Annotated in this window: 24 protein-coding genes and 1 pseudogene; 13 read left to right on the top strand and 12 right to left on the bottom strand. The window is 66.4% G+C overall.

The features are described 5' to 3' along the window. Positions 1 to 841 (top strand): annotated as a pseudogene (locus ACZY0X_RS31050) (MobF family relaxase); the annotation flags it as partial. A 199-nt stretch (positions 842 to 1,040) separates the two neighbouring features. Here the strand turns inward: ACZY0X_RS31050 and ACZY0X_RS31045 are convergent. Further along, a complete protein-coding gene (locus ACZY0X_RS31045) occupies positions 1,041 to 2,075 on the bottom strand; it encodes an LLM class flavin-dependent oxidoreductase (RefSeq protein WP_068920425.1) in 1,035 nt (344 codons plus the stop codon). Continuing rightward, positions 2,072 to 2,668, bottom strand: coding sequence for a TetR/AcrR family transcriptional regulator (locus ACZY0X_RS31040; RefSeq protein ID WP_068920424.1), 597 nt, complete (start codon positions 2,666 to 2,668; stop codon positions 2,072 to 2,074). The genes ACZY0X_RS31045 and ACZY0X_RS31040 overlap by 4 nt, the downstream gene beginning before the upstream one ends. Before the next feature lie 69 nt (positions 2,669 to 2,737). Between ACZY0X_RS31040 and ACZY0X_RS31035 the strand changes: the two genes are divergently transcribed. From ACZY0X_RS31035 to ACZY0X_RS31015, 5 genes are read left to right on the top strand one after another with little or no spacing between them, the layout of a single operon-like run. Next, positions 2,738 to 3,934: a cytochrome P450 gene (locus tag ACZY0X_RS31035; protein WP_068920423.1), complete on the top strand. Its 1,197-nt coding sequence runs from the start codon at positions 2,738 to 2,740 to the stop codon at positions 3,932 to 3,934. A 3-nt stretch (positions 3,935 to 3,937) separates the two neighbouring features. After that, the gene (locus ACZY0X_RS31030) at positions 3,938 to 4,141 is read left to right on the top strand and encodes a hypothetical protein (RefSeq protein WP_068920422.1); all 204 of its coding nucleotides are present in this window, start codon (positions 3,938 to 3,940) and stop codon (positions 4,139 to 4,141) included. Positions 4,142 to 4,194: 53 nt separating this feature from the next. Next, on the top strand, positions 4,195 to 4,662 hold the full coding sequence (locus tag ACZY0X_RS31025; protein ID WP_192860469.1) for a PaaI family thioesterase: 468 nt from the start codon (positions 4,195 to 4,197) through the stop codon (positions 4,660 to 4,662). Between the two features lie 6 nt (positions 4,663 to 4,668). Further along, positions 4,669 to 5,118 (top strand): PaaI family thioesterase, encoded by a 450-nt coding sequence (locus ACZY0X_RS31020; protein ID WP_068920420.1) that lies wholly within the window; start codon positions 4,669 to 4,671, stop codon positions 5,116 to 5,118. Further along, entirely contained in the window at positions 5,115 to 6,005 is an 891-nt protein-coding gene (locus ACZY0X_RS31015; protein WP_068920419.1) for an alpha/beta fold hydrolase, read from the top strand. Before ACZY0X_RS31020 ends, ACZY0X_RS31015 begins: the two co-directional genes overlap by 4 nt. Before the next feature lie 236 nt (positions 6,006 to 6,241). On the opposite strand, the gene ACZY0X_RS31010 is transcribed toward ACZY0X_RS31015, so the two are convergent. From ACZY0X_RS31010 to ACZY0X_RS30995, 4 genes are all read right to left on the bottom strand, one after another. Continuing rightward, positions 6,242 to 6,565: a hypothetical protein gene (locus ACZY0X_RS31010; RefSeq protein ID WP_327533322.1), complete on the bottom strand. Its 324-nt coding sequence runs from the start codon at positions 6,563 to 6,565 to the stop codon at positions 6,242 to 6,244. Between the two features lie 56 nt (positions 6,566 to 6,621). Further along, positions 6,622 to 9,642 carry an MMPL/RND family transporter gene (locus tag ACZY0X_RS31005; RefSeq protein WP_056549682.1) on the bottom strand — a complete coding sequence of 1,007 codons (3,021 nt, stop codon included), beginning with the start codon at positions 9,640 to 9,642 and terminating at the stop codon, positions 6,622 to 6,624. Between the two features lie 47 nt (positions 9,643 to 9,689). Continuing rightward, on the bottom strand, positions 9,690 to 10,124 hold the full coding sequence (locus ACZY0X_RS31000; RefSeq protein WP_056547432.1) for a DUF6188 family protein: 435 nt from the start codon (positions 10,122 to 10,124) through the stop codon (positions 9,690 to 9,692). A 92-nt stretch (positions 10,125 to 10,216) separates the two neighbouring features. Further along, positions 10,217 to 10,810: a TetR/AcrR family transcriptional regulator gene (locus ACZY0X_RS30995; RefSeq protein WP_056547435.1), complete on the bottom strand. Its 594-nt coding sequence runs from the start codon at positions 10,808 to 10,810 to the stop codon at positions 10,217 to 10,219. A gap of 157 nt (positions 10,811 to 10,967) precedes the next feature. Between ACZY0X_RS30995 and ACZY0X_RS30990 the strand changes: the two genes are divergently transcribed. The 4 genes from ACZY0X_RS30990 (at position 10,968) to ACZY0X_RS30975 (ending at position 14,299) form a co-directional block, all read left to right on the top strand. After that, on the top strand, positions 10,968 to 11,627 hold the full coding sequence (locus ACZY0X_RS30990; protein ID WP_156720696.1) for a TetR/AcrR family transcriptional regulator: 660 nt from the start codon (positions 10,968 to 10,970) through the stop codon (positions 11,625 to 11,627). A gap of 213 nt (positions 11,628 to 11,840) precedes the next feature. After that, positions 11,841 to 12,425, top strand: coding sequence for a recombinase family protein (locus tag ACZY0X_RS30985; RefSeq protein WP_068920418.1), 585 nt, complete (start codon positions 11,841 to 11,843; stop codon positions 12,423 to 12,425). Then, positions 12,425 to 13,066: a hypothetical protein gene (locus tag ACZY0X_RS30980; protein WP_192860468.1), complete on the top strand. Its 642-nt coding sequence runs from the start codon at positions 12,425 to 12,427 to the stop codon at positions 13,064 to 13,066. The genes ACZY0X_RS30985 and ACZY0X_RS30980 overlap by 1 nt, the downstream gene beginning before the upstream one ends. Before the next feature lie 30 nt (positions 13,067 to 13,096). Further along, positions 13,097 to 14,299, top strand: a complete 1,203-nt coding sequence (locus ACZY0X_RS30975) for an AlbA family DNA-binding domain-containing protein (RefSeq protein WP_068920417.1) — start codon at positions 13,097 to 13,099, stop codon at positions 14,297 to 14,299. An 89-nt stretch (positions 14,300 to 14,388) separates the two neighbouring features. Here ACZY0X_RS30975 and ACZY0X_RS30970 read toward each other — a convergent pair whose 3' ends face one another. From ACZY0X_RS30970 to ACZY0X_RS30955, 4 genes are all read right to left on the bottom strand, one after another. Further along, positions 14,389 to 15,147 (bottom strand): hypothetical protein, encoded by a 759-nt coding sequence (locus tag ACZY0X_RS30970; RefSeq protein WP_264036731.1) that lies wholly within the window; start codon positions 15,145 to 15,147, stop codon positions 14,389 to 14,391. A 181-nt stretch (positions 15,148 to 15,328) separates the two neighbouring features. Continuing rightward, positions 15,329 to 15,556 carry a hypothetical protein gene (locus tag ACZY0X_RS30965; protein ID WP_068920415.1) on the bottom strand — a complete coding sequence of 76 codons (228 nt, stop codon included), beginning with the start codon at positions 15,554 to 15,556 and terminating at the stop codon, positions 15,329 to 15,331. Beyond that, the gene (locus ACZY0X_RS30960) at positions 15,549 to 16,127 is read right to left on the bottom strand and encodes a ParA family protein (RefSeq protein WP_068920414.1); all 579 of its coding nucleotides are present in this window, start codon (positions 16,125 to 16,127) and stop codon (positions 15,549 to 15,551) included. The genes ACZY0X_RS30965 and ACZY0X_RS30960 overlap by 8 nt, the downstream gene beginning before the upstream one ends. A 111-nt stretch (positions 16,128 to 16,238) precedes the next feature. Then, the gene (locus ACZY0X_RS30955) at positions 16,239 to 16,436 is read right to left on the bottom strand and encodes a hypothetical protein (RefSeq protein WP_068920413.1); all 198 of its coding nucleotides are present in this window, start codon (positions 16,434 to 16,436) and stop codon (positions 16,239 to 16,241) included. Positions 16,437 to 16,791: 355 nt separating this feature from the next. Between ACZY0X_RS30955 and ACZY0X_RS30950 the strand changes: the two genes are divergently transcribed. Both ACZY0X_RS30950 and ACZY0X_RS30945 read left to right on the top strand, forming a co-directional pair. Then, positions 16,792 to 16,962 (top strand): toxin-antitoxin system, encoded by a 171-nt coding sequence (locus ACZY0X_RS30950; protein ID WP_308205681.1) that lies wholly within the window; start codon positions 16,792 to 16,794, stop codon positions 16,960 to 16,962. Between the two features lie 363 nt (positions 16,963 to 17,325). Next, complete coding sequence (locus ACZY0X_RS30945; RefSeq protein WP_264036735.1) at positions 17,326 to 18,330, top strand: rep protein; 1,005 nt, start codon at positions 17,326 to 17,328, stop codon at positions 18,328 to 18,330. Between the two features lie 151 nt (positions 18,331 to 18,481). Here ACZY0X_RS30945 and ACZY0X_RS30940 read toward each other — a convergent pair whose 3' ends face one another. Together ACZY0X_RS30940 and ACZY0X_RS30935 are read right to left on the bottom strand one after the other, a co-directional pair. Further along, positions 18,482 to 18,646 (bottom strand): hypothetical protein, encoded by a 165-nt coding sequence (locus ACZY0X_RS30940; RefSeq protein ID WP_264036737.1) that lies wholly within the window; start codon positions 18,644 to 18,646, stop codon positions 18,482 to 18,484. Beyond that, entirely contained in the window at positions 18,643 to 19,431 is a 789-nt protein-coding gene (locus ACZY0X_RS30935; protein WP_068920411.1) for an 8-oxoguanine DNA glycosylase OGG fold protein, read from the bottom strand. The genes ACZY0X_RS30940 and ACZY0X_RS30935 overlap by 4 nt, the downstream gene beginning before the upstream one ends. Before the next feature lie 78 nt (positions 19,432 to 19,509). Between ACZY0X_RS30935 and mobF the strand changes: the two genes are divergently transcribed. Further along, a partial coding sequence (mobF, locus tag ACZY0X_RS30930) for a MobF family relaxase (RefSeq protein ID WP_463775853.1) occupies positions 19,510 to 21,781 on the top strand: 2,272 nt, incomplete at its 3' end.

Genomic DNA, 21,781 nt, shown 5'->3' with positions numbered 1-21,781 from the left:
CGCCGACACCACCGAGACCACCGACGCCCTCAACCGGCGCATCCACGACCAGATCACCGAACAGCGGACCCGTACGGGCCGCGACACCACCACCGTCACCGCCGCGCGCGGACACCAGGTCGGGGTGGGGGACGTCGTCCTGACCCGACTCAACGACGCGACCATCGAGGTGCGCGACCGGGCCGACGTCACCCAGCGCCTGCCCGAGGCTCCGGTCCGTAACGGGCAGCGCTGGCAGGTCCTCAAAGTCGACGACACCCCCGATCATCCGCGCATCGCCGCCCGACGACTCGGCGACGGCGCGGTCACGGTCCTCGAGGGCGACTACCTCAAAAAGCAGGTGCAGCTCGGCCACGCGATCACCGTGCACTCGGCCCAAGGGGTCACCGCCGACAGCTGTCGCGCCGTCATCGGTGACACCACCACCCGCAACCTGGCCTACGTGGCGATGACCCGCGGCCGCGACACCAACGAGGTCTACCTCTACGAACGCACGATCACCGAAGCCGACCACCACCGCGACCACCCGGCACCCGACGAGGCAGGGGTGCACGTCGCCCAGCGCGGTGGGGCCGTCCAGGCCGCCCGGATGATGCGGCAGATCGTCGGGCGCGACGAACCCGCCCGCACCGCCCACCGCACCGCCGCCGACACCCCGGCCGAACTCCTGCCCGAGCTGGTGGCCAACCTGGTCGCCGAACACCACTCGGCGGTCACCCGACGGCACGTCGACTATCAGAAAAGTCAACGCGCCCAACGAGATCGGACGTTGGACCGCAGCCGCGGACTAGACCGTGACCGCGGCCGGGAACGCGATCGCGGTTATGACCTGAGCCTCTGATGCTCAAGAGTCTTCCCGCTGCTTTGGTGAGAGGTAAGTGGGCTTCGGTGCACCCCATGTCGCTCGTCACCGCACCTGGTGATGGTCATCGCTTTCGTCGTTGCCGGGAGTGACCGACACCTGCAGCCAAGTGCTTCAGGATTCAGGGAAGCGGGCCGTTGTGAACATCGAAGGCGCGACGGCGTGCGTCGAGTGAGCACTATTGCGCGGCGTGAGCAATCCTGCGTGGTGAGCATTCCCTGATGAGGCTTTCGAGGTTCTGCTGCACGCGTTCGGGGGCGATGCCCACCGATGGTGAGTACAGCATGATGTGGTCGAGAACGCCTTCGTAGCGCGTGAGCCCGACGCGGACGTCGTCGGCGGTTCCGGCGACGCCCATGGTGTCGATCATCTCCTCGGACACCGCGGCGAACATCGTGGGGAAGTCGCGTCGGGCGAAGGCTTCCCGGATGGCTCTGCCCTCGGTGGCGAAGCCGTTCACGTCGAGCACGGTTTCGTAGGACTTGACCGAAGCGTAGAACGCGATCTGTTGCGCCAGTTCACGTCTGGCGACCTCGGCGTCGTCGTGGATGGCGCACATGACCATGGAGACGACTTCGACGTCACGGGGGTCGCGGTCGGCGTGCGCGGCGCCCTTGGCGATGGCGGGGCGGACGATCTCCTGGACGTAGGTGGTGGTGAACAGGGGGTGGCCGGCCAGGCCGTCGGCCACCCGCCCGGCTGTCTCGCACATCCGGGGGCGCACACCGGCGGTGATGATCGGGATCGCGCGGCTGGGTGGTTGTACCTCACCGGTGGGGGTGAGGTGCATCGTGTAGAAGCGGCCGTCGTGGTGGATCGGGCCGTCGTGCAGGTTCCAGATGCGGCGCAGCAGACCGACGAGTTCTTCCATGCGCAGCGCGGGTGCGGCGGTGTCGGATACGCCGTGCCAGTCGCTCATCATCCGTTTGGTGCCGTTGCCGATGCCGAGTACCAGTCGTCCGTCGGAGAGTTCGTCGAGGTCGCGTGCTTCGGTGGCCAGCACCAGGGGGCTTCGTCCGATCCCGTAGAGAATGGAGGACCCGATCCGGCAGTTCTGTGTGCTGTTGGCCATCGCGGCCATGGAGATGGACCCAGAGCGGGAGTAGAACTCCGAGGCCCAGGCGGCGTCGAACCCGGCCGCGTCGGCGGCCTGGGCGGTCCGGGCCAACGACGGCAGATCCGCGCCGAGGACCGAGAGGCCGTAAGTGCTCATGCTCGGTCTCCTCGGCGCGGGCGTAGTCCGTCGAACATGACGGCTCTAAGGGTTCCGGCGACCACCGTCTCGTCGAGAGGCTGGTCTGCGACCAGGTACATGAGGGCGTTTATCGTGACCGCGCCGAACAGCGCCATGGAGGCGGATCGTGGATCTGGCTGGGCGACAAGGGATCCGTCGCGGGCGCCTGCGACCAGCAGTGCTTCGACGGGTTGCTGGTAGGCGGTGTTGATCATCTCGGCGATGACCGGCATCCGGGCCGCGCGTCCCAGTTCGCCGATGAGTGCCCGACAGACCGCTGGCCGCTGCGCCATCGCCCGCAGTTGTGCGCCGATGACGAGTTCGAGGCGTTCGGCACCGGTGCCGTCGGTGTGCACGATCGCCGCCACAGCATCGGCGATGTCGGTGAGGAGGTCTTCGAGTAGATACGCGAGGATCTCCTCCTTGCCCGTGAAGTAGTAATACAGCGTCGCTTTCGGCACGCCGGTCACCGCGGCGACGTCCTCGATCTTGGAGTCGTTGAGCCCTTTTTCGGCGAACAGGTCCGCCGCTGCGGGGAGCCGGTCAGCGATCTGACGTGGAATCTTGCGCATTGCCCAATCCCGTTCTTCAAGTTTAGACTCCGAGTCTAAACCCTTGCTTCATGGCGGTGGGAGGTCCTCGTGGTCGCGGTGCCCATGCGGTATGACCCGTTCGACGCCTCGATACTCGAAGACCCCTATCCGACGTACCGCGTGTTGCGCGACGCGGCTCCGGTATACCGCGCGCAGGATTCGCACACCTGGGTGTTGAGCCGGCACGCCGACGTCCAAGCCGCGGCCTTGGATCACGGCACCTACTCCTCGGTGGACGGGATCTTCCCCACCCCGCCGGGATCGGACTTCATCGGGTCGTTTCTGCCGATGATGATCGTGATGGACCCGCCCCGACACGACCAGCTGCGCGCCCTGGTGAGCCGGGCGTTTACCCCCCGCAGGGTCACCGGCCTTCAGACCACCATCACGCGGATGGCGGCGGAGTTGTTCGAACGCCTCGACGAGGGGTCGGGGTCGGCCGATTTCGTGACCGACTTCGCCGCCATCCTGCCCGCCGCGGTGATCGCCGATCTGTTGGGCGTTCCCGCCACCGATCATGATCAGTTCCGATCGTGGTCGAGCCAGCTGGTGCAGGTCGACGTCACCCACGGTCACACCAGCGACGCGCTGGCCGCGGCCGCGTCGATCTACGCTTACTTCACCGATTTCCTCGCCGACCGCCGCCACAATCCCCGCGAGGACCTGATGTCGGCGTTGGCGAACGCCACCGTGGACGGGGTCGGGCTCACCGACGAGGAGGTCCTCGGCTTTTGCGCGCTGCTGCTGGTCGCGGGCTACGAGACCACCACCAACCTGCTGGGGAACGCCGCGGTCGTGCTGGCCCAGCATCGACAGGCACGTCGCCGACTGGTCGCCGATCGCACGCTGCTGGTACCGGCGGTGGAGGAGTTGTTGCGTTATGACTCACCCGCGCAGGGGCTTTCGCGAACCCTGACCCGTGACGTCGTTCTTCACGACACGACGATGCGCCGCGGAGAGAAGGTGCTGCTGCTGTTCGGCTCGGCCAACCGCGACGAGCGTGTCTTCCCCGATCCGGACGTGTTCGACATCGATCGCACCTGCGAACACCAGGTGGCCTTCGGTCGCGGTGTCCACTTCTGCCTGGGTGCGGCACTGGCGCGGATGGAGGCTCGGACCGCCCTGAATGCGTTGCTGGACAAAGTGCCCGACTGGGAGGTCGACCTGGAGTCTGCGCGTCGTCTGCGGTCCGGGCCGATCCGGGGCTTTACGTCGCTGCCCATCATGTGGGCCGCACCGGTCTAGCCCGTGCCCCTGTCCGACGGCCTCGACGATCCGTCCCTTCCCGCGCAGGCCACCCGCAATCCCACGGGCAGCCCGAAGTGGACGCTGGGGGTGTCGTGCCTGTCGGTGGCACTGGTCTTCGGCACCAGCCAGGCCGCGATGGCGCTGTCGGCGATCACCGCGGTCGGATCGCAGATTGACACGTCTACAGAATCGAGCACTCCGTGAGCGAGGCGCTGAGCGGTGAGCCGGTGCGGTTGCCGCCGCACACTCCCACCTGCATGGGGTGCGGCCCCGACAATCCCCACGGCCTGCAGATGGAGGTGTTCCGATCCGGGCAGCAGGTCTACACCGACCTGGTTTTCGACGAACGGCACGGCGGGGCACCGGGTCTCGCGCACGGAGGTGCGATCGCCGCGGCGTGCGACGACTTGTTCGGCTTCACCCTGTGGATCGTCGGAACCCCGGCGGTCACCCGCAACCTGGCCGTCGGCTACCGCGTGCCGGTGCCGTTGCATCACCCCCACCGCATCGTCGCGCGCGTCGACAGCCGCGAGGGGCGAGCCCTGCACGTCAGTGCGACCGGGATCGGGCAGGACGGCATCGTGCGCTTCACCGCCACGGCGATGTTCGTTGCCGTGGACGTCGAGCACTTCGCCGCCCACGGCGACCTCGGCGCGTTCGGTGACATGCTCGAGCGTTTCGCTGGAGCACGACCGTCGGCCGATGACAGAGAAGGCGAGGATTGACAGACGATGGTGACCACGACGTTCGCGCACTTCGACGCGCAGATCGCCGACCAGCTGCTCCACGCGGCGAACACGGCGGGCGGACTGTCGACGTTCCTGAATTTTCGACACACCGCACTCACCGCGGGTCGGCTGGTGGCGGAGATGGATACCCGCGAGGACCTGCTGACCCCGTTCGGCAATCTGCACGGCGGGTGTTTGTCGGCGATGGTCGACCATTGTCTCGGGGTGGTGTTCTACCCCGTCATTCCGGCGGGATCGTGGGTCGCGACCACCGAGTTCAAGTTGAACCTGCTCAGACCCGTGTCCAGCGGGGTGTGCGTCGCCATTGCCGACATCGTGTCGCTGGGCAAACGCAGCGGGGTGGCGCGCATCGACATCACCAACGGCCACAAGGCCGTATGCGCCGCGCAGGGCACCGTCACGATCGTGAGCACCGCAGGCAACGCATCGTGACTTCGGTCGTGCAGCATCGGGTCCGGACCGGAGACGGGATCACCCTTGCCGCCGAGTACTACCCCCACGACGGTGATCGTCCCGTCGTGTTCCTCCTGCACGGCGGCGGTCAGAACCGGCACGCGTGGACCACCTCAGCGCGCCGGCTCCAGTCGCGCGGATACTCGGTGGTGGCCTATGACACCCGCGGTCACGGCGACAGCGACTGGGATCCGGCCGGGCGCTACGACGTCGAGCGACTCGCCACCGACCTGCTCGCCGTCCGTGACCACTTCAGCGCCAATACCCCGCCCGCCGTCGTCGGCGCATCGCTGGGGGGAATGACCGCCCTGGGCGCGCACCTGCTCGCATCCGGGGCGTCGTGGGCGGCGGTGATCCTGGTCGACGTCACCCCGCGGTTGGAGTTCGAGGGTGCCCGTCGCGTCGTGACGTTCATGGCCGCCCACCCCGACGGCTTCGCCACCCTCGGCGATGCCGCCGAGGTGATCGCCGCCTACAACCCGCATCGCGCGCGCCCCGAGAACCTCGACGGCCTGCACAAGGTGCTTAGGCAGCGTCCCGACGGTCGCTGGGTGTGGCGATGGGACCCGGCGTTCGTCCACTCCAACTTCGACTTCCTGCGCGACGGCGCGGCCGCGGGCACCGAGCAGTTCGACGCGATCAGCCATCTGCTGATTGACGGAGCCCGACGCGTCACCGCCCCAACACTTCTCGTCCGCGGGCTGCTGTCCGACGTGGTCTCCCAGGCCACCGTCGAGGAGTTCACCCACCTGGTCCCGCACGCCGAAACCGTCGACGTGTCCGGCACCGGTCACATGATCGCCGGGGACGACAACGACGCCTTCACCGCCGCGGTCACCGACTTCCTCGACCGCTGCACTCTCTAGACCGCGCCACTGCACCGCTCGGGCACGCTGCCCACGCTTGGGCGACGCGGCCAGTTCGGTGACGTGTTCAGTCTGTAGAGTTTCTGCGCCGTCGGCTGGCTACGTGTCCAAAATCGTTGCTGCACTGACTATTTCGCCGCGCATCACTCATCCGACATGTCGAGCGGTGGTGGACTACCACCACGTCAGCTCTCGAGAAGCTTTGCTTTTCCACGCAGCAGTTCCCCGGCCCGCTGTCAGCAGCCGAGTTCCCCTCCGGCGGCGACGATGATCTCAACGGCGGCCGGTACTGATATCGCCAAGTCCTTCGAGACCATCTCAATGGCGTCAGAGGATGGATGGCCGCTGTGGGTCAGCTGGCACACCTTGTAGCCCTCGGTCAGCAGTTGTTGAGCTGTCAGATACGCCAGCCTGCTCTGAAGTCGCTGGAGGTAGCCGGCCTCATCGGCGACCGCAGTGGGCGCGGTCGCGACCCCGATGCCCACAGCGATGGCCAGCAGGGCTACATGGACGGCTCGTGGACGCCGGTTCCGCCGCAGCGATGTCCGCGTCGACCCCACACGGACATCGCCTGCTGCGGTAGGTCGGGACGAGTGAGCACAGGCAACGCGGTCGTTCATGAGGTCCGTCTCTGGGGGGTGGTGGGGCGGTGGGGCCACCAGCTGGCCTCGCGGAGCAGGACGGCGATGGCGGGGACGGTGAGGGTGCGCACGACGAAGGTGTCCAGCAGCAGACCGCAGCCGATGATGAATCCGGCTTGGATCATGATGGCGATGGAGCCGACCATCAGGCCCAACATGCTGACCGCGAAGATGATGCCGGCCGAGGTGATCACCGACCCGGTGCTGGCCACGGTGCGTAGGACCCCGACGCGGATGTTGCGGGTGGATTCCTCCTTGAGCCGCGACACCAGGAGCATGTTGTAGTCGGCGCCCACCGCGACCAGGATGATGAACGCCAATAGCGGTACGGGCCAAGCGATTTCACCACCGAGTCCCCACTGGAAGACCAAGACTCCAATGCCCAGCGAGGCAGTGTAGTTGAGCACCACGGTGCCCAGCAGGTAGAGCGGGGCGAGCAGTGCGCGCAGCAGCAGCACCAGGATCAGGCCCACGATGAGCAGGGTGGAGGCGGCCAGCTGGATGAAGTCGGCGGTCAGGAGGCGCTGAATGTCGGAGTTGACCGCCGGGAACCCGGCAACCGAGATGCGGGCTTGCGCCAGGGAGGTGTTGGGTCTGGCTGCCTCGGCGACGGCGACCATCTGGTGGGACAAGTCCATGGCCTCGGCGCTGTAGGGGTCGTTGCTGGATTCCACGAGGAATCGGGCGGTCTTGCCGTCGCGGGAGAGGAACTGTTTGGCGACGTCGGCGAACTGGCGGTTCTCGAAGGCGTTGGGCGGCAGAAAAAAGCCGCTGGAGGTGTCGGAGCCGGTGCTGGCGCGCGCCGAGTTCTGCAGCTGGGTGGCGATCTGGCTCATCCCGCTAAGCATGTCGATGTTGCTGTCGGCCAGGGTGTGCACGCCGGTGGCCAGGGCTTGGGCGCCCGAGGCGAGTTGGCCGATGCCGTCTTGGAGTCGGCGGACGTTACCGGCCAGGTTGGCGGGGTCACCGAGCGCGCCGAACGCCTTGTCCAGCGAGGTGACTGCGGTCTGGACGCCGGCCAGGGTGTCGGCCACGGATGCGTTCTGGCCGACGGTGTCCCCGAGCCCGGCGACCTGGGTGAAGAACCCGGCGTTGCGCAGCGTCGTGAGGACCTGGACCTGGTCGCGGATCTGGGCGCACTGCGGTGTGGTCGCGCACCACGGCGAGGTGTTCAGCGCGCCCACCAGCGGGTCGATGGTGGCGATGGCACCATCGGCCTGCTCGGCGAGCGGGCGCAACCCCGGTCCCGAACGCAGCGCCTGGTCGACCGCGGGTGCGGTCGCCGAGAGTTGGCTCAACAGGGGCCGAAACTGGTCCACCTTCCGCCCTGCGCTCTGGGCCTGATCGAGGATTCCGGTCAGCGGGGTCAGCGCGGTCCGCAGGGTGGTGTCGAGTTGGGCGAGGCCACCGGCGAGTTGGTCCGCGCCGCCGGTGAGCTTGGCCAGGTCATCCTTGCGGGCGTTGCCGTCGTCCACCGCGCCGGCCATCTTGTCGCCGATTTGTCCGTTCTGCCACCCCAGTTGGGCCTGCTCCAGGCGGGCTCCCGCGGGTCGGGTGACCCCGGACACCTTCGTCACCCCGGGGACCTGCGCGATGCGCGAGGCCATCTCGTCGAGGTCGGCCAGTCCCTTGCCGGTGCGCATGTCGGTGGGAGACTCCACGACGAGGAATTCGGAGATGACGACGTCGGTGCGGAAGTGCCGGTCCAACAGCTGATAACCCTCGTTGCTGGCGGTGGTGGCGGGTTGTCCCTTGCGGTCGTCGTAACTCAACGTCATCGTCGTGGCGACCGCTGAGAGTGCCAGCAGGATGGCCAGGCTGACCAGCAGCAGCGGCACCGGCTTGCGCACCACCGCCACGGCCACGGAGTTCCAGTACCGCCGGGTGCGGTCGGACTTGGGTTCGCCGATACCGCGTTTCGCGGCCAGCGACAGCACCGGCGGCAACAACGTCACGGTCGCCACGAACCCGACCAGGACGGCGACCGCGCAGGCCGGTCCCATCCCGGCGAACACGCTCAAGTTGGCGAACACCATCGCGGCGAACGCCAACGCGACCGTGGCGGCCGAGGCCAGGATGACGCGGCCGATGCTGGCGGTGGCGTGCTCCACCGCCTGATCGGGGGCGACCTGCGCCCTGCGCTGTTCGTGGTAGCGGCTGATCAGGAAGACGGTGTAATCGGTGCCGGCGCCCAGCAGGATCGCCGTCATGAAGGCCACGGTGAACTGCGAGACCGGCATACCCAACTCGCCGAGTACGGACAGCACTCCGCGCCCCACCGCCAGACTGATGCCGATCACCAGCAGAGGCAACAGCGCGGTGAACACCGACCGGTAGACGATGAGCAGGATCAGCGCGATCAACCCGGCGGTGGCGATGGAGATGAACAGCAGATCGTGTTCGGCCTCGGCGATCTGATCGCTGAACGTCGACGGCGGCCCGGTCACCCGCACCGTCGTCGACGATCCGGCGAACGCGTCGGCGGCGATCGCGCGGACCGCGGTGACCGATTCGGCGGCGGCGGGGTCACCGAGCGTGCCGGCCACCCCCACCGGCAGATACCAGGCCTTGCCGTCCTGGCTGAGTGCCTGGGTGGCGGTCACCGGGTCGGCCAGCAGGTCTTGAACCAGCAGAACGTGCGTGGTGTCGGCGCGCAGCCGCGACACCAGATCCGTGTACTGCGTGCGCGCCGAGGGGGTCAGGCCTGCCGGGTCCTCCATCGCGACGAAGAGCATGGTCTTGGAGCCCTGCTCGCCGAAGGCCTCGCTCATTCGGTCGAGGGTTTGAAAAGACGCCACGTCGCGGGGGATCAGCTGGACGGATTGTTTCTGCACCACCGTTTCCAGTTGCGGGAACAGCAGGGCCAGGACCACCGCCAGTCCGACCCAGGCGCCGATCACCAACGCCTTGTGTCGCACGGTGAATCGGGCCAACGCGCCGAGGCGCTCGCTGTACTCCCCGGAGGTCTTGGCAGCCGAAATGGTGCGTTCACGCACCCGGGTGGCGGCGGCGTCGGGCGGGTCCGCTTCGTGGCCGTCGACGCTCAAGGGCGCACCGCAGGGCGCTCGGACACCAGGTCGTCCGCGGGCATGTCGTGGCGGACGACGCGGACCCGGCCACCGGGTAGACAAGCCATGTAACCGTGGCGCTTGCCGTACAACTCCCACGCCGCGAAGCACTCGTCGGCGGCCACGGTGAAGCCGTAGCCGTTGGAGAACTCGACACGCAGCGTGCCGTCGTCCTCGCAGGTGGCGAGCGTGCAGACGCTACCGGCGAAATTCAACAACGGGCGCTGATGATTCGGTACGTCATTCGGGTCGACCATCACGTCTTCGGCCGGGTGTGCCCCCACCGCAGGAAGCGACAAGCGCAGTGGTCGGGTAACGACCAGCTCGTTGTAGTCGGCCATGGTGAGTACCAGGCCGCCAACCAAGCTGACGCGCTGGACCTCGCAGGCTTCGATCCACTGGGTGATCATGAGACCTCTCTACCTCGATCTGATTCGTAACGATACCATCAGTATCGGTGCGCTACTAATAGTGTTGTTTCGTGTGGATCGGGTTGGCCCGGCTACCTCTCGTCGTGGACTATCAACGCGATGCTGCGCTCCAGTCCGATCGCGACGTCTTCGGTGGAGGCGCCGTGCCGGACCCACGCGATCAGGCTGGCCAGCCAGATATCGCCGACCAGGGCGGCAACTCGGTGTTGTGTCGGGCTCGGCTCCTCACCGGCGATCGCCAGCCCGATCAGGTGCTCGATGACCCCCGCCGCGCGGGCCACCTCGGCGCTCGCGCTGCCATCGGCGACGACGAATGCGCGGGTCACGGCCTCGGTCAGGGCCGGCCGAGCGCGCCATTCCTGGCATAGTCGGGTGTTCAACTGCTCCACCCGCAGGCGCGGCGATCCCGCTGTGACCGTCCAATCTCGTTCAGCGCCAATACGTTCGAACTCACGCGCGAGGACGGCGATCAGCACGTGCGGCTTCGACGGAAAGTAGCGATACAGGGTGCCGACTGCCATGCCCGCACGATCGGCGATGGCGCGCATCTTCACGGCGTCATATCCACCGCTCGTGGCGATCGTCGCGGTGCAGTCAAGGATGATCTCGCGTCGGCCGAGTCTCCCGGTGAGGAAATCGTGCCTGATCGATTCGGTTGTCGTCATCGGCGGTCCGCAGCCTTTCGCGTGCTTAGGGCTGTCAGAGCGGTGACACTGTCACGTTCAGCCGCGGCTAGGGATGACCAGTATCGCTACGCTACCGTTGGTACCATAACGTGGTGAGAGTCGTAATGACCAGACAATCCCGGCGACGGAAACGGCGTTGAGCGAACATGTGTTGCCCGACGGCGACGACGCCGATCCGCGTCGGGCGCGGTCACGGACCCGACTGCTCGACGCCGCCGCTCACCTGCTCAGTACCGGCGGAGTCGAGGCGGTCACGATCGAGGCGGTCACCAAGGCCTCGAAGGTCGCACGAACCACCCTCTACCGCCACTTCACCAGTTCCTCCCACCTTCTCGCCGCCACCTTCGAGCGACTCCTGCCCCAGGTCACCCCGCCGCTTCCGAGCTCAGTTCCCCTGCGAGAGCAGCTGATCGAACTGCTCACCCGTCAGGCAACCTTGTTCGCCGAGGCACCCCTTCACCTCACCACCCTCGCCTGGGTCTCACTAGGGCCTTTGTCGCCAGATGGTAAAGACGCGGGCCACACGCAGTCACTGCGAAAAAGGGTCGTCGACCAATACCGCCAACCGTTCGACACCATCCTGCAGAGCCCCCAAGCGCGCGACGAACTCGATGACTTCGACGTCGAACTCGCCATGTGCCAACTCGTCGGACCACTCGCCTTCGCACGCATGACCGGACTCCACACCATGAGCCGGCACCACTGCGAACACATCGTCGATGACTTCCTGACGGCGCATCAACGCATGCGCCCCGGAGGTCAACCAGCCTCAGCTCGCGATTTCTCACCGAAGTAGACAGATTAACGCAGACGCCAAGCCGTGATTCCACGCGCGTGGCGATTGAGTTGTAGCGGCGGCAATCTAACCGTGTCTCGTTTCTAGAGAAACGAGACCGGCTTACGGGGAACACTCCCCCGTCGCATCGCCCCAGGTGGCGCCGTCTCATTTCTCGTCTCACACAGCGTGTCTCAGATCCTCGTTGTCGGTGCGCAATGCGACAGTGGTGCTGTGACGGCGATTCTCGGGTACGCGCGGGTAAGCACTCTGGGCCAGGACCTTGATGCGCAGCTCGCCGCGCTCGCCGCCGAGGGGGTCGAATCCGGTCATGTCTTCACCGACAAACTCTCCGGTGCGGTGAACACCGATCGGCCAGGTCTCACGGCCTTGCTTCACTATGCCCGCGAGGGTGACACCGTAGTGGTAACCGCCATCGATCGGCTGGGCCGATCTGTCGTAGAAGTAACTCGCACCATCGCAGATCTTGGCCAGCGCCGAATCCTGTTGCGCGCGTTACGTGAAGGCGTAGACACCGGTACGCCGACGGGGCGTGCGGTGGCCACCATTATGGCGACGCTGGCCGAGCTCGAGCTCGAGCTCGGCCGCGAGCGGCGCGCCGCCTCACGCGACTCTCGCCGAGTTCGCCAACTGCCGGCCACCAAGCCGGCCAAGCTGACCCCGGAACGCCAAGAACAGCTGCGCCGGCTCGCCGCAACGGGCGAACCGGTACCCGAACTTGCTCAAGCATTCGGCGTCAGCCGGGCCACGGCATACCGCTACCTGGCCAAACTCAGCTCACCATCAGGAGCCGCGTGATGACCAGCACCGATCTGCACCCGTCGACACATCTACGAGCCGCGGCGTGGGTCCCCGACGACGTCGAAGATCGGCCGTGGGAGGACGCCATCGCCCTTGCCTCCGAATGGATTTGGGAACGCAGCCAGGAGGAGGATCTAGCGCCCCTGCTGGTGAGCAACGCGCAAAATGCCGCGAGCTTCGGTTATGCCGACCTTGACGAGATCATCCGAGCTGGTGGGCACGCCACGCCGCAAAGCCGTAGCCGGCCCGACCGCGGGCCGGTCCTAGTCTTCGTGCCAGATGAACGGTCGTTGCACTTCGCGATGGGCCTCGCTCGCGGTCATTCACTCGCTGTCGTCGAGGGTTCCACGCCCTTGGCCGAGTGGGCTGCTGGCGCGGCCGCGGTCAACCTGCTGACGGGAGAGGTCACGCCGTCCGAGATGGACGATGACGTGCGCAAAGACCTCGATTCCGTCATCTTCTACGGCGGCCGTAACGGCTGGACCGGAGCAGATGACAAGGCCCAAGCGCGACGCTTCCTCGGCGGCCACATCAGCGGCGGCCGGCTCACTCCCGATCAAGCCGCCGCCTACGTCCTTTCGTCGCAGTCGGTGTCCGACCGCGGAGCGAAACGGCTACGCGAACAGCTCAGCCGCTAGTCCGCGCGAAAGTCCGGTTGAGGAGCCCCCATGGATGCGATCCAAGCCCGTACAGAAGACGAACTCCAGCGGTTAGCGCTGAATGGGTTGCTTGAAGAAACCCACTGGTTGGATCTCAAGCGGGAGCTGGGATCCGGTAACGCCGCCAACAAGGACCTAGCCAAAGACATCGCTGCTTTCGCTCTTGACGGAGGAACAATCCTGATCGGCGTCGACGAGGACACCTCACCGCCAGGCCTGTGGCCCGTCCCTATCCACGGACTCGCCGAACGCATCGAGCAGATCGCGCGAATGAGAGTCGACGAGGCGGTACAGATCCGCACCACCGCCATCAACTCCACTAGCGATCCCACCCTCGGTTACGTCGTGGTCCACGTGCCGCAGTCAGTTCGAGCCCCGCACATGGTCGATGGCCGCTATTACGGCCGCGGCGACAAAACCAACCGAATGCTCCCCAATGCCGAGGTAGTGCGGCTACTCGACAGGCGACTGGCTGATCGTCGTGACCTCCGAGCGGATGCGCGCGCGATACGTACAGACCTCGTCGGCGGTGACCAACGACTGTTAGTGGTGGTGGCCGAGCCGGTCGGGGCCCGCGAGGACATGCTCGTTGCTTTGTCTGAATCATCAACGTGGCAAGAAACAGTGCTTCAACTAGTGCACTCAGCCACGGACGCTCAAAACCAAACGTATGCACCAACTTTGGCCCAGGCCAGCGGTTTCGCCCGACGTCCTGGCGGCGTCGCACTCACCACTGGCATGTACGACGGGCAACGTTTCTCGGGCAACGACCACGCCGCCGAGATCGTCTTCACCGAATCCGGGCGGCTCGTTCTGGCATCTGAGCGAGCCGTGACCACACGATCATTCCCAAACGTGTTCCCTGCCCAACCCGACGTCACCGTCATATTTGAGGCGTTGATCGTCGGTCACATCAGCATGCTTGCCCGACTCGCTGCGGCGGTCTCCCATCAGTGGGGATATACCGGCAGTTGGCGGTTCGCACTCTCGATGAATGGCCTCAACGACTCGGTCTCATGGACCCTCGCCGACCAGCATTTCGGCGACGGAGGGCCGATCTACACCGAGAACATCTATGAGCGGGCCACTGAAGCTTCGCTAGACGACCTCGACGACGACCCCGGCCAGGTCGCCGCGGACCTCACTGCTCCGCTGCTTCGAAGCCTCGGCAGTTACCCAGCCTGGGCAAAACGCTTGCAACGACAGTCCTAAGGCAGGCCGGCGCCGTTTCGGGGGCGCTATGGATTATTACGTCATGACGTATAGACGTAATTGCGTCTCAACGTAAGTACGTCATGACGTCATGACGTCGTGGGTCGCTGCGTCAGCACGGTCTGTACCTTGCTTCGTCTCACGACCCAGTCGCGCAATTCATGGCTGATCGAGTTCAGCAGCGGTAGGAGAACCCGGTCGTGCTGATGTCGAACGTCGACATAGAGCAGTGAGTCCATATGAGACACGCGGTTTCGTAGTTTCCGCAGATCACGAACCTTGTTGCCTGTGCCGTACCCGCGCGGGTCGTGTTGGACGTGGGGAAATCCCCCATGCAGGCAGTTGCGCCACAGGTCCCGACGGGCTTGAAGGTTCACCGGGTTTTGCACCGGATGGCCGTTTGGGTCCACCCATCCCGCATTGAACTTCTCGGGTAGCAGGTTGGCCCAGGTGCCGAACATGACGTTCGCGACCAGGTCGTCATGGGTGATCGCGCCGCCGTGACGGGGGTGGTTGGCCGGCCGAGCGCGGCGAGACTGGTCAGCTGCCTTGTAAAGGTTGTGGCGGGATGCGCTGAACACGTTCGGCCCCGACAGGTACGGAATGCTGGCAACGTGACCGATCCATTCAGGCGCACCTACATGCTGCTGCGACCACCCGCACAGCTGCGTGTCGATCGCATGCCGCACCGCGACCTCGGCGATTCCCAACGGGTCCTGTAAGGCGGCGGCGACCTCGATGTTCCACTCGTAGAGTGCCAGCGCATCGGCGTCTTGCCCGCCAGAAAGAGACCGATAATGCGCCAGTCGCGAAGGGTGCAGGCTCTTGAAGATCTCCGCTGGGTTCACTGACACAACCGGTCACTGTGCCAGACAAACAAGGAAGCCCCCCTCAGAGAGGGAGGCTTCTTCACGAACAGCCGGACAAGCCGACCGCATCTGTAAGCACTATATCAAATTTGGGACACCAATGAAGACACCAATTTCAAGCATTCCGGAGGTGTACAGACGTAACAACGTAACAACGTAATTACGTCTTGGCGTTGTCGGCCAGCCACCGATCGGCCAAATCGGTGAGGATCTTGCTCATGCTGGTGTCGCCGTCAAGGGCGGCCTGCTTGAGGCCCCGAACAGTAGAACGGGGCAGGTAGACCGTGGCTCTCTGCATGTCATCTGCGGGGGACCGGAACGCTTCGGCGGCCCGCTTGGAGGGCTCAGTGCGCACACGGGCGGCCATCTTCGAGGTCAGATCAGACATGGGCCATCGCTTCCAGGAGTTCGGTCAGAACATCGTCGTAGCCGTGCAGACGGGTGGGAGTGGCGCCGTAGGCACGGCGCACGTCTTCGCGCCGCAGGATCGGGGTCCCGATGACGGGTACGCCTTCGGCCTCCAAGAGTCCGCGGACTTCATCGGCAAGACGGGTGCGTAGATCCACGCTCGTCAGCAGGACGGCGGTCGGACGGTGAGCGGTGATCTCCAACGTGGGCCAGACCCGTCGAACGTCCAGCGGGGACGTCCCGGTCGGCACGACGACCAGATCTGCGATGTCAATGGCCTCCTGGATTACCTGCGCCGTTCCAGGTGGGGTGTCGATGATTGTCAAGTCGCAATCGCGATCTGCGGTCAGGGGCCGGCTGGCCGGCACTACAGGAAACGGCATCGGACCGTCGGCCGTGGCGTCGGCGGCCCATTCGAGTGCAGAGCCTTGTGGATCGGCATCGACGAGCACCACGTCTAAGCCGCGCGAGACGCCCGCGGCTGCGAGATACATCGCGCTGGTGGTCTTGGCGACCCCACCCTTGGTGTGCACCAGGGAAATAATCGGCATACCAGCGATCTTACGTCATGACGTAACAACATAACTACGCTAAAACGCAAAAACGTCATTACGTTATTACGTCATAGTGGTGAACCGAAGCATGTTGACGGCAGGCCATCGCTAGATGCCGACGTGCTTGTCCAGCCAGGCTGCAGCCACGAAGAACACCCCGCCGCCCGCTACGGCAGCGGTGAGTGGTTCACGTGTTCCTGCGTAGGTTCCGATCCCGCTAGCCCCTGCGGCCACCGCGGCCGCCGAGAACACCACGGTGCTGCGCAGCGTCAGCAGCGGCGGTGGGTCCTTCTTCTGTGATGCCACAGTTGCCCCTATTGCTCGTAGAAACATGCCTTCACCCCTTAAAGGGACGGCAGGCCATGTTCTACAGGGGCACCGTGCAGACAACTGGGCCGCTAAACTGCCAACAGCCCTAAACGTGCAGGTCAGAAGGCTATGTCTGGACGGGGGCGCACACCCGGCTCAACAGTCCGGCACGGCTCGTCTTCCCTCGCTGAGTTGCTCTTCACCACACACTGGGCGGCCTCGGCCCAGTTCCGCTGGCATGACGAACCACACCAGTCACAAAAACATCACGGGCGACGGCGTGTCCTGTATCAGATACCGCGATCTTGCTGGCAGTCTTCGAAACATGCCTCGACCCCGTAAAGGCGACCGCGTGGAACTGCTAACCCGCCCGGAGCGTCTCGTTTCCGAAAAGATCAAGCAGCAGGCCGCCGCGCGAGGCATGTCTGTCTCGCAATACGTGGCTGATCTGCTAGCCATCCAAGCCGGCCACCCCGAGCTGGTGCGCGAACTCGACAAGGAGGTTTTGCCGCTGGCGATGTGACGACATGCGCCAGGGGCTCAATTTTTCGTCTTACATAGCGAGCCTCTTGGCAGATGTGACATCTGAATAGCTGGTGTGCGGAAACCCCGCTGAATTGACGAAGGCCCCGCCTTAGGCGGGGCCGCGTCTGGAGATTCAAACCGAGCTGCGAACTCGGTTCAGGGTTCTCCGCACCCGTTCCCCGAAGGGACTGTCTTGGTCGACAGCTCTCACGGTAGCGCACGCCTGCTCGACGTACCAGGTACGCCGCGCAACTCGTGTATTAATCGTGATCTCTCCATCGCCCCATCACGTCGGGCGAGTAGTACGTGGCCGACGTCGCTCGGCGCGTCTGTAGCTCCTGCCGCTCCCAGCCCGCATGTCGTGCACGCTCTGGCGAACGAACGACGCCGCGAATGGGTGCAGCGCGCCGGGGCCTGCGCCCCACGCGCGCCGATGTGGACCAGTCGCGCCGGCTGGCTCGACGGTCTGCGCCAATGGGCGCGCTCACCGGCCCTGGGCCAGCTGTGCGCCGAGGAACGCGTGTCGATCACCTCGACCACGCTGTTGTCGATCGCCGCGGTAATGGCCGAGCACGCCGACCACGCCACCGGCCGCCACGTCGCCGTCACACGCGCGACGATCGCCTCCCGGGTGGGCTGTGACGTACGCACGATCACCGCCGCCTGGCGAGTCCTACGGGTCTCCCAGTGGGCCGTCGAGGCGCAGCGCGGCCACGGCTCCCCAGGCACCCCCAGCATCGGCCGACGACCCTCGGTGTACCACCTGGTGCCGCGCCGCGAAGCCCGTCCAGTGACCCGCCCCGTTGTGCATGATTTCCACCTACCGCCGTCAGGCGGCGTTAGCTCTTCTTCTCCCGTAGGGAGTTACTCACCAAGCGAGCGCGCAAGCGCACCCGCCCACCGAATCTCCGACAAAACGCAACAAGCCCGCCCCTGGCGACGCACCGCGCGCCCACTGGCCGTCCAACGGCTCGCCGCTGGACTCGTCGCGATCACCCACGGCCTCGACCGCGCCCACATCGGCGCCATCTGCGACGCACTCACCGCCGCCGGCATTGATCCCGACGTGTGGTCAGCACGCGCGGTCAACGACAAGCTCAACGCCGACATGCGCGCCCGAGGGCTGACATGGCCCGACCACATCGCCAATCCTGGCGCGTTCCTGCACAGCCGATTACGACGGCTGCCCTGGACACCACCAGAACCTGCAAGAAAGGCCGGCGGCTCCGCCGCCGCCAGCATCGACCAGACGCCGGCACCTGTCGTGCTCACCGACGCCTCGCGGGCACGTATCGCCGCAGCCAAAGAAGAGATCCGCCGAGTGCTCGCTGAACGCGCTCAACGTACCTGCCTTGACCATCCCTAACGACGACGCTGGCCTTTGCGCGGTCGCCCGCGGCATGAACCCCGACGCTGGGAACACCGAGTAGCACCGGTGAGACCAGCCCAGGCCCACCATTCCTGTGGCTGTCGACGCGTTCCGCGACGCACGCCACCGGTGGCCTGTGGGTGTGGGCTCAGGTGAAGAGGCGGGGCGCGTCGGGTGGGATCCACGCGAGGTCCACTCGGGTGTCGTCGTGCAGCTGGTCGCCGGTAATCAGCCAGTGCATCAGTGCGGTGGCCGCCGGGCCACGGTGACCGATCAGCAGATCGGTCACGGCCGCCTCGACCCGTGACCTCATAGCCATCCCGTCCGTGAACGGTGGTGGTGTGCGCCGCGTTCGCGCCACCGGGTGCTCAGCCACATCTCGATCAGTTCGGCGCTGACGTCGGCGTGGGCGGCCCAGGTGTGCAGGAGGTGGCAATAGCGGGTGTAGCGCGCCCAAGTGAACTTGGCGGCCACGGGGTCCTCGGTCCAGCCGAGGTGAATCAGGGAGGCCACGGTGTGTTGGTCGAGCAGCTGCGGGCGCACCACGCCGTAAGCGGCGCTGTCGGTGTGGTGGGTGGCCCAGCAGTACAGCGAGACCACGGTGGGGCCGACGCCGGGGGTCTGCGGCCAGCCCGACCACCGGCGGCGCGGGGCGGCGTCGGGGATCGCCTGCCATGGTGCGTGTCGGCATGCCGCCAGGGCGGTGGTGATGGCGTCGACATCGTGTCCTGGCCGTGCCGCTGTGCCGACGTCGGGGAAGGTTCGGCGTCGGTCGCGGTGGGGGTGTCCAGACAGCCACGCCGCGGCGCGGTAGAGCACGCCCAGTTCGGGTGACCCGTGCCCGGTCACTGTGTCGGCGTGGAGGTCGACGGTGAGGTCCGCGCGGCGTAGGTAGCCGATGCCGTGATCGGTGGGTGCGCCGTCGGCGTCGCGGCCGACGATCCGGGTGGGGATCGCGTGCCGCTCGAGGCGGCGGTTCCACCAGTCCAGATCCACCGGGGCCATGTCGTCACACACGCTCACCCCGTAGTCCTGCTCACGACACCACGCCACACAGTCCTCCGGTACTGCCAGTTCCCCATCCCATGCCTCGCCCATACCCGCATCCTGCCCCGTCCCACTGACAACTCCTCCACACCGGATAGACCTTTGGCACATTTGCACAAGTTTTGTGCAATGCTGGTGAAGCCGTCCGCTGGTAAGCCTGTGAACCCCGATTTCCGCGGGCCCGGCGGGCGGCCCGGACAGGGTGGGGTGGGGTGGGTGTTGACGATCGCGAAGTTGTCGTTGTGGTCGGTGAACTACTACAACGACACCGCCCGCGCGGTCGGCCAGGCCGCCAAGGACGCCCAATCTGCCGGTGGTGGGTTGGCGGAGTACTACGCCGAACGTGACACCCGCACTCCGGTGTGGACGTGCGCCGGGGACGCCCGGACGGTCGCTGATTTGGTGGGGTTGACCGACGCGCAGCGGGGCGGGGACGCCGATCCCGACGTCGTCGCGCGCTGGTTGGACGCCGGTGTGGCGCCCTCGGGGGAGTGCGGAAGGTCCCACGGCAAGCGCGGTGTGCATGGTTTCGACTTGACGTTTTGCGCCCCGAAATCGGTGTCGTTGGTGCGCGCGTTCGGCGGCGACGTGGTCGACAAGGCGGTGTCTGCAGCGCATCAGACGGCGATCACCGAGGCGCTGGAATATCTGGCTGATCATGCCGGGTACACCCGGGTGCACAACCCGATCACCGGGCTCAAAGATCTGCAAAAGTTGCCGGGTTTGGTGGCCGCGGCCTATCAACACGAGACGTCGCGGGCGGGGGATCCGCACCTGCACACCCACGTCCTGGTGCCCAACCGCCAAGCCCGTGCCGACGGCCGGTTGGTGTCGGTGGACGGGACCAGTTTGTTTCATGAATCCCGGGCGGCGGGGATCGTGTATCAGGCCACGTTGCGCCATGAGTTGCACCGGTTGGCGGGGGTGGAATGGGGCCCGGTGGACCCGGGCACGGGGATGGCTGAGATTGCCGGCGTCGACCCCAAGAACGTCGCGGCGTGGTCGCAGAGGTCCTCGCAGTTGCGGGCGTGGGCGGCCAACAATCTGACCGTCGTCGACACCGCTACCGGCCGCAAGAAGGGGCTGTCGCAGGGGCAGTTGGCGGCCGCCCAAAAAGCCACCAGACCGGCCAAGCCGGAGTCGTTGTCGTGGACCGAACTCCGTGCCCAGTGGGCGGCTGACAGGCGGGGGTTCGGGGTGGACCGCGCCGCGCAACGCGAGGCGCGTCGGGCGCGGGAAGCCGCGGCTGGCCGCGCGGCGGCGCGGGTGGCGCGCCGCGGCGGGGTGGTGGTGGATCGGCACGAGGTGGCGGCGATGGCGGCCCGCGCGGACAAGGCCGCGTTGACCCGCGCGGACCTGGTCGAGGTGATCGGCGCGCAGCTTCCCCTGATGGCCGACAACCCTGGCGTGGCCGCGGCGGAGGGTGGCGTGGACGGCTCCGCAGGGGATGTGGTGATGCCGCGCCAGGTCATCGAGGAGTGCGTCGACGCAGTCGCCATGCGGTTGACCGGGCCGCGGTTGGCGCATCAACGCGAAGGCACCGAACGGTTCACCGTGGACCTGATCCTGGTCGAGGAACGGCGGGTGTTCGACATGGTCGACGAGACCAGCCTGCGCAACGCGTGCTGGGTCCGCGAGTTCGACACCCCGGAGGCGTTGGGGCTCTCCGCGCAGCAGCACGCCGCGGTGACCGCGATCGCGGCCAGCCCCCAGCTGGTGCAGCCGTTGTCGGCGCCGGCGGGGGCGGGCAAGACCACCTCGATGCGCGCCTTGCGGGCCTTGGTGGAACGCCAGCGTCGGGGGACGGTGATCGTGATCGCACCGACTGGGAAGGCCGTGGACGTCGCCGTCGCCGAAGGTGCTGCGAGCGAGGGGTTCACGATGCACGCCGCGCTGGCGCGGTTGGCCGACGGGCGGCTGACGTTGGGTCCGTTCGACGTGGTGGTGGTCGACGAAGCCGGGATGGTCGGCACCCATCAGTGGCGTGCTCTGCTCACCCACACGACCACCGCGGGGGTGAAGACGGTGATGGTCGGTGACCCGCATCAGTTGGCGCCGGTGAAGGCCCGTGGAGGGATGTTCACCCAACTGTGCGAGGAGCTGCCCTGGGCTCAACGGTTGTCGGAGGTGTGGCGCATGCACGACCCCGGTGAGCGGTCGGCGTCGTTGGCGTTGGGCCAGGGTGGGCCGGCGCCGGTGCGCCGCGCCGTGGGCTGGTACCGCGACCACGACCGCCTTCACTGTGGGGATCAGGTCACCATGGCCGCCGACGCCCTCGAAGCCCACCAGGGCGACGTCACCGCCGGCCGGGACGCCTTGCTGATCGCCGACACCACCGAGACCACCGACGCCCTCAACCGGCGCATCCACGACCAGATCACCGAACAGCGGACCCGTACGG

The organism is Mycobacterium sp. IDUB_39 (genome assembly GCF_055419205.1).
Note: the sequence above shows the minus strand (reverse complement) of the source record. Positions and strands in the feature narration are given on the sequence as shown.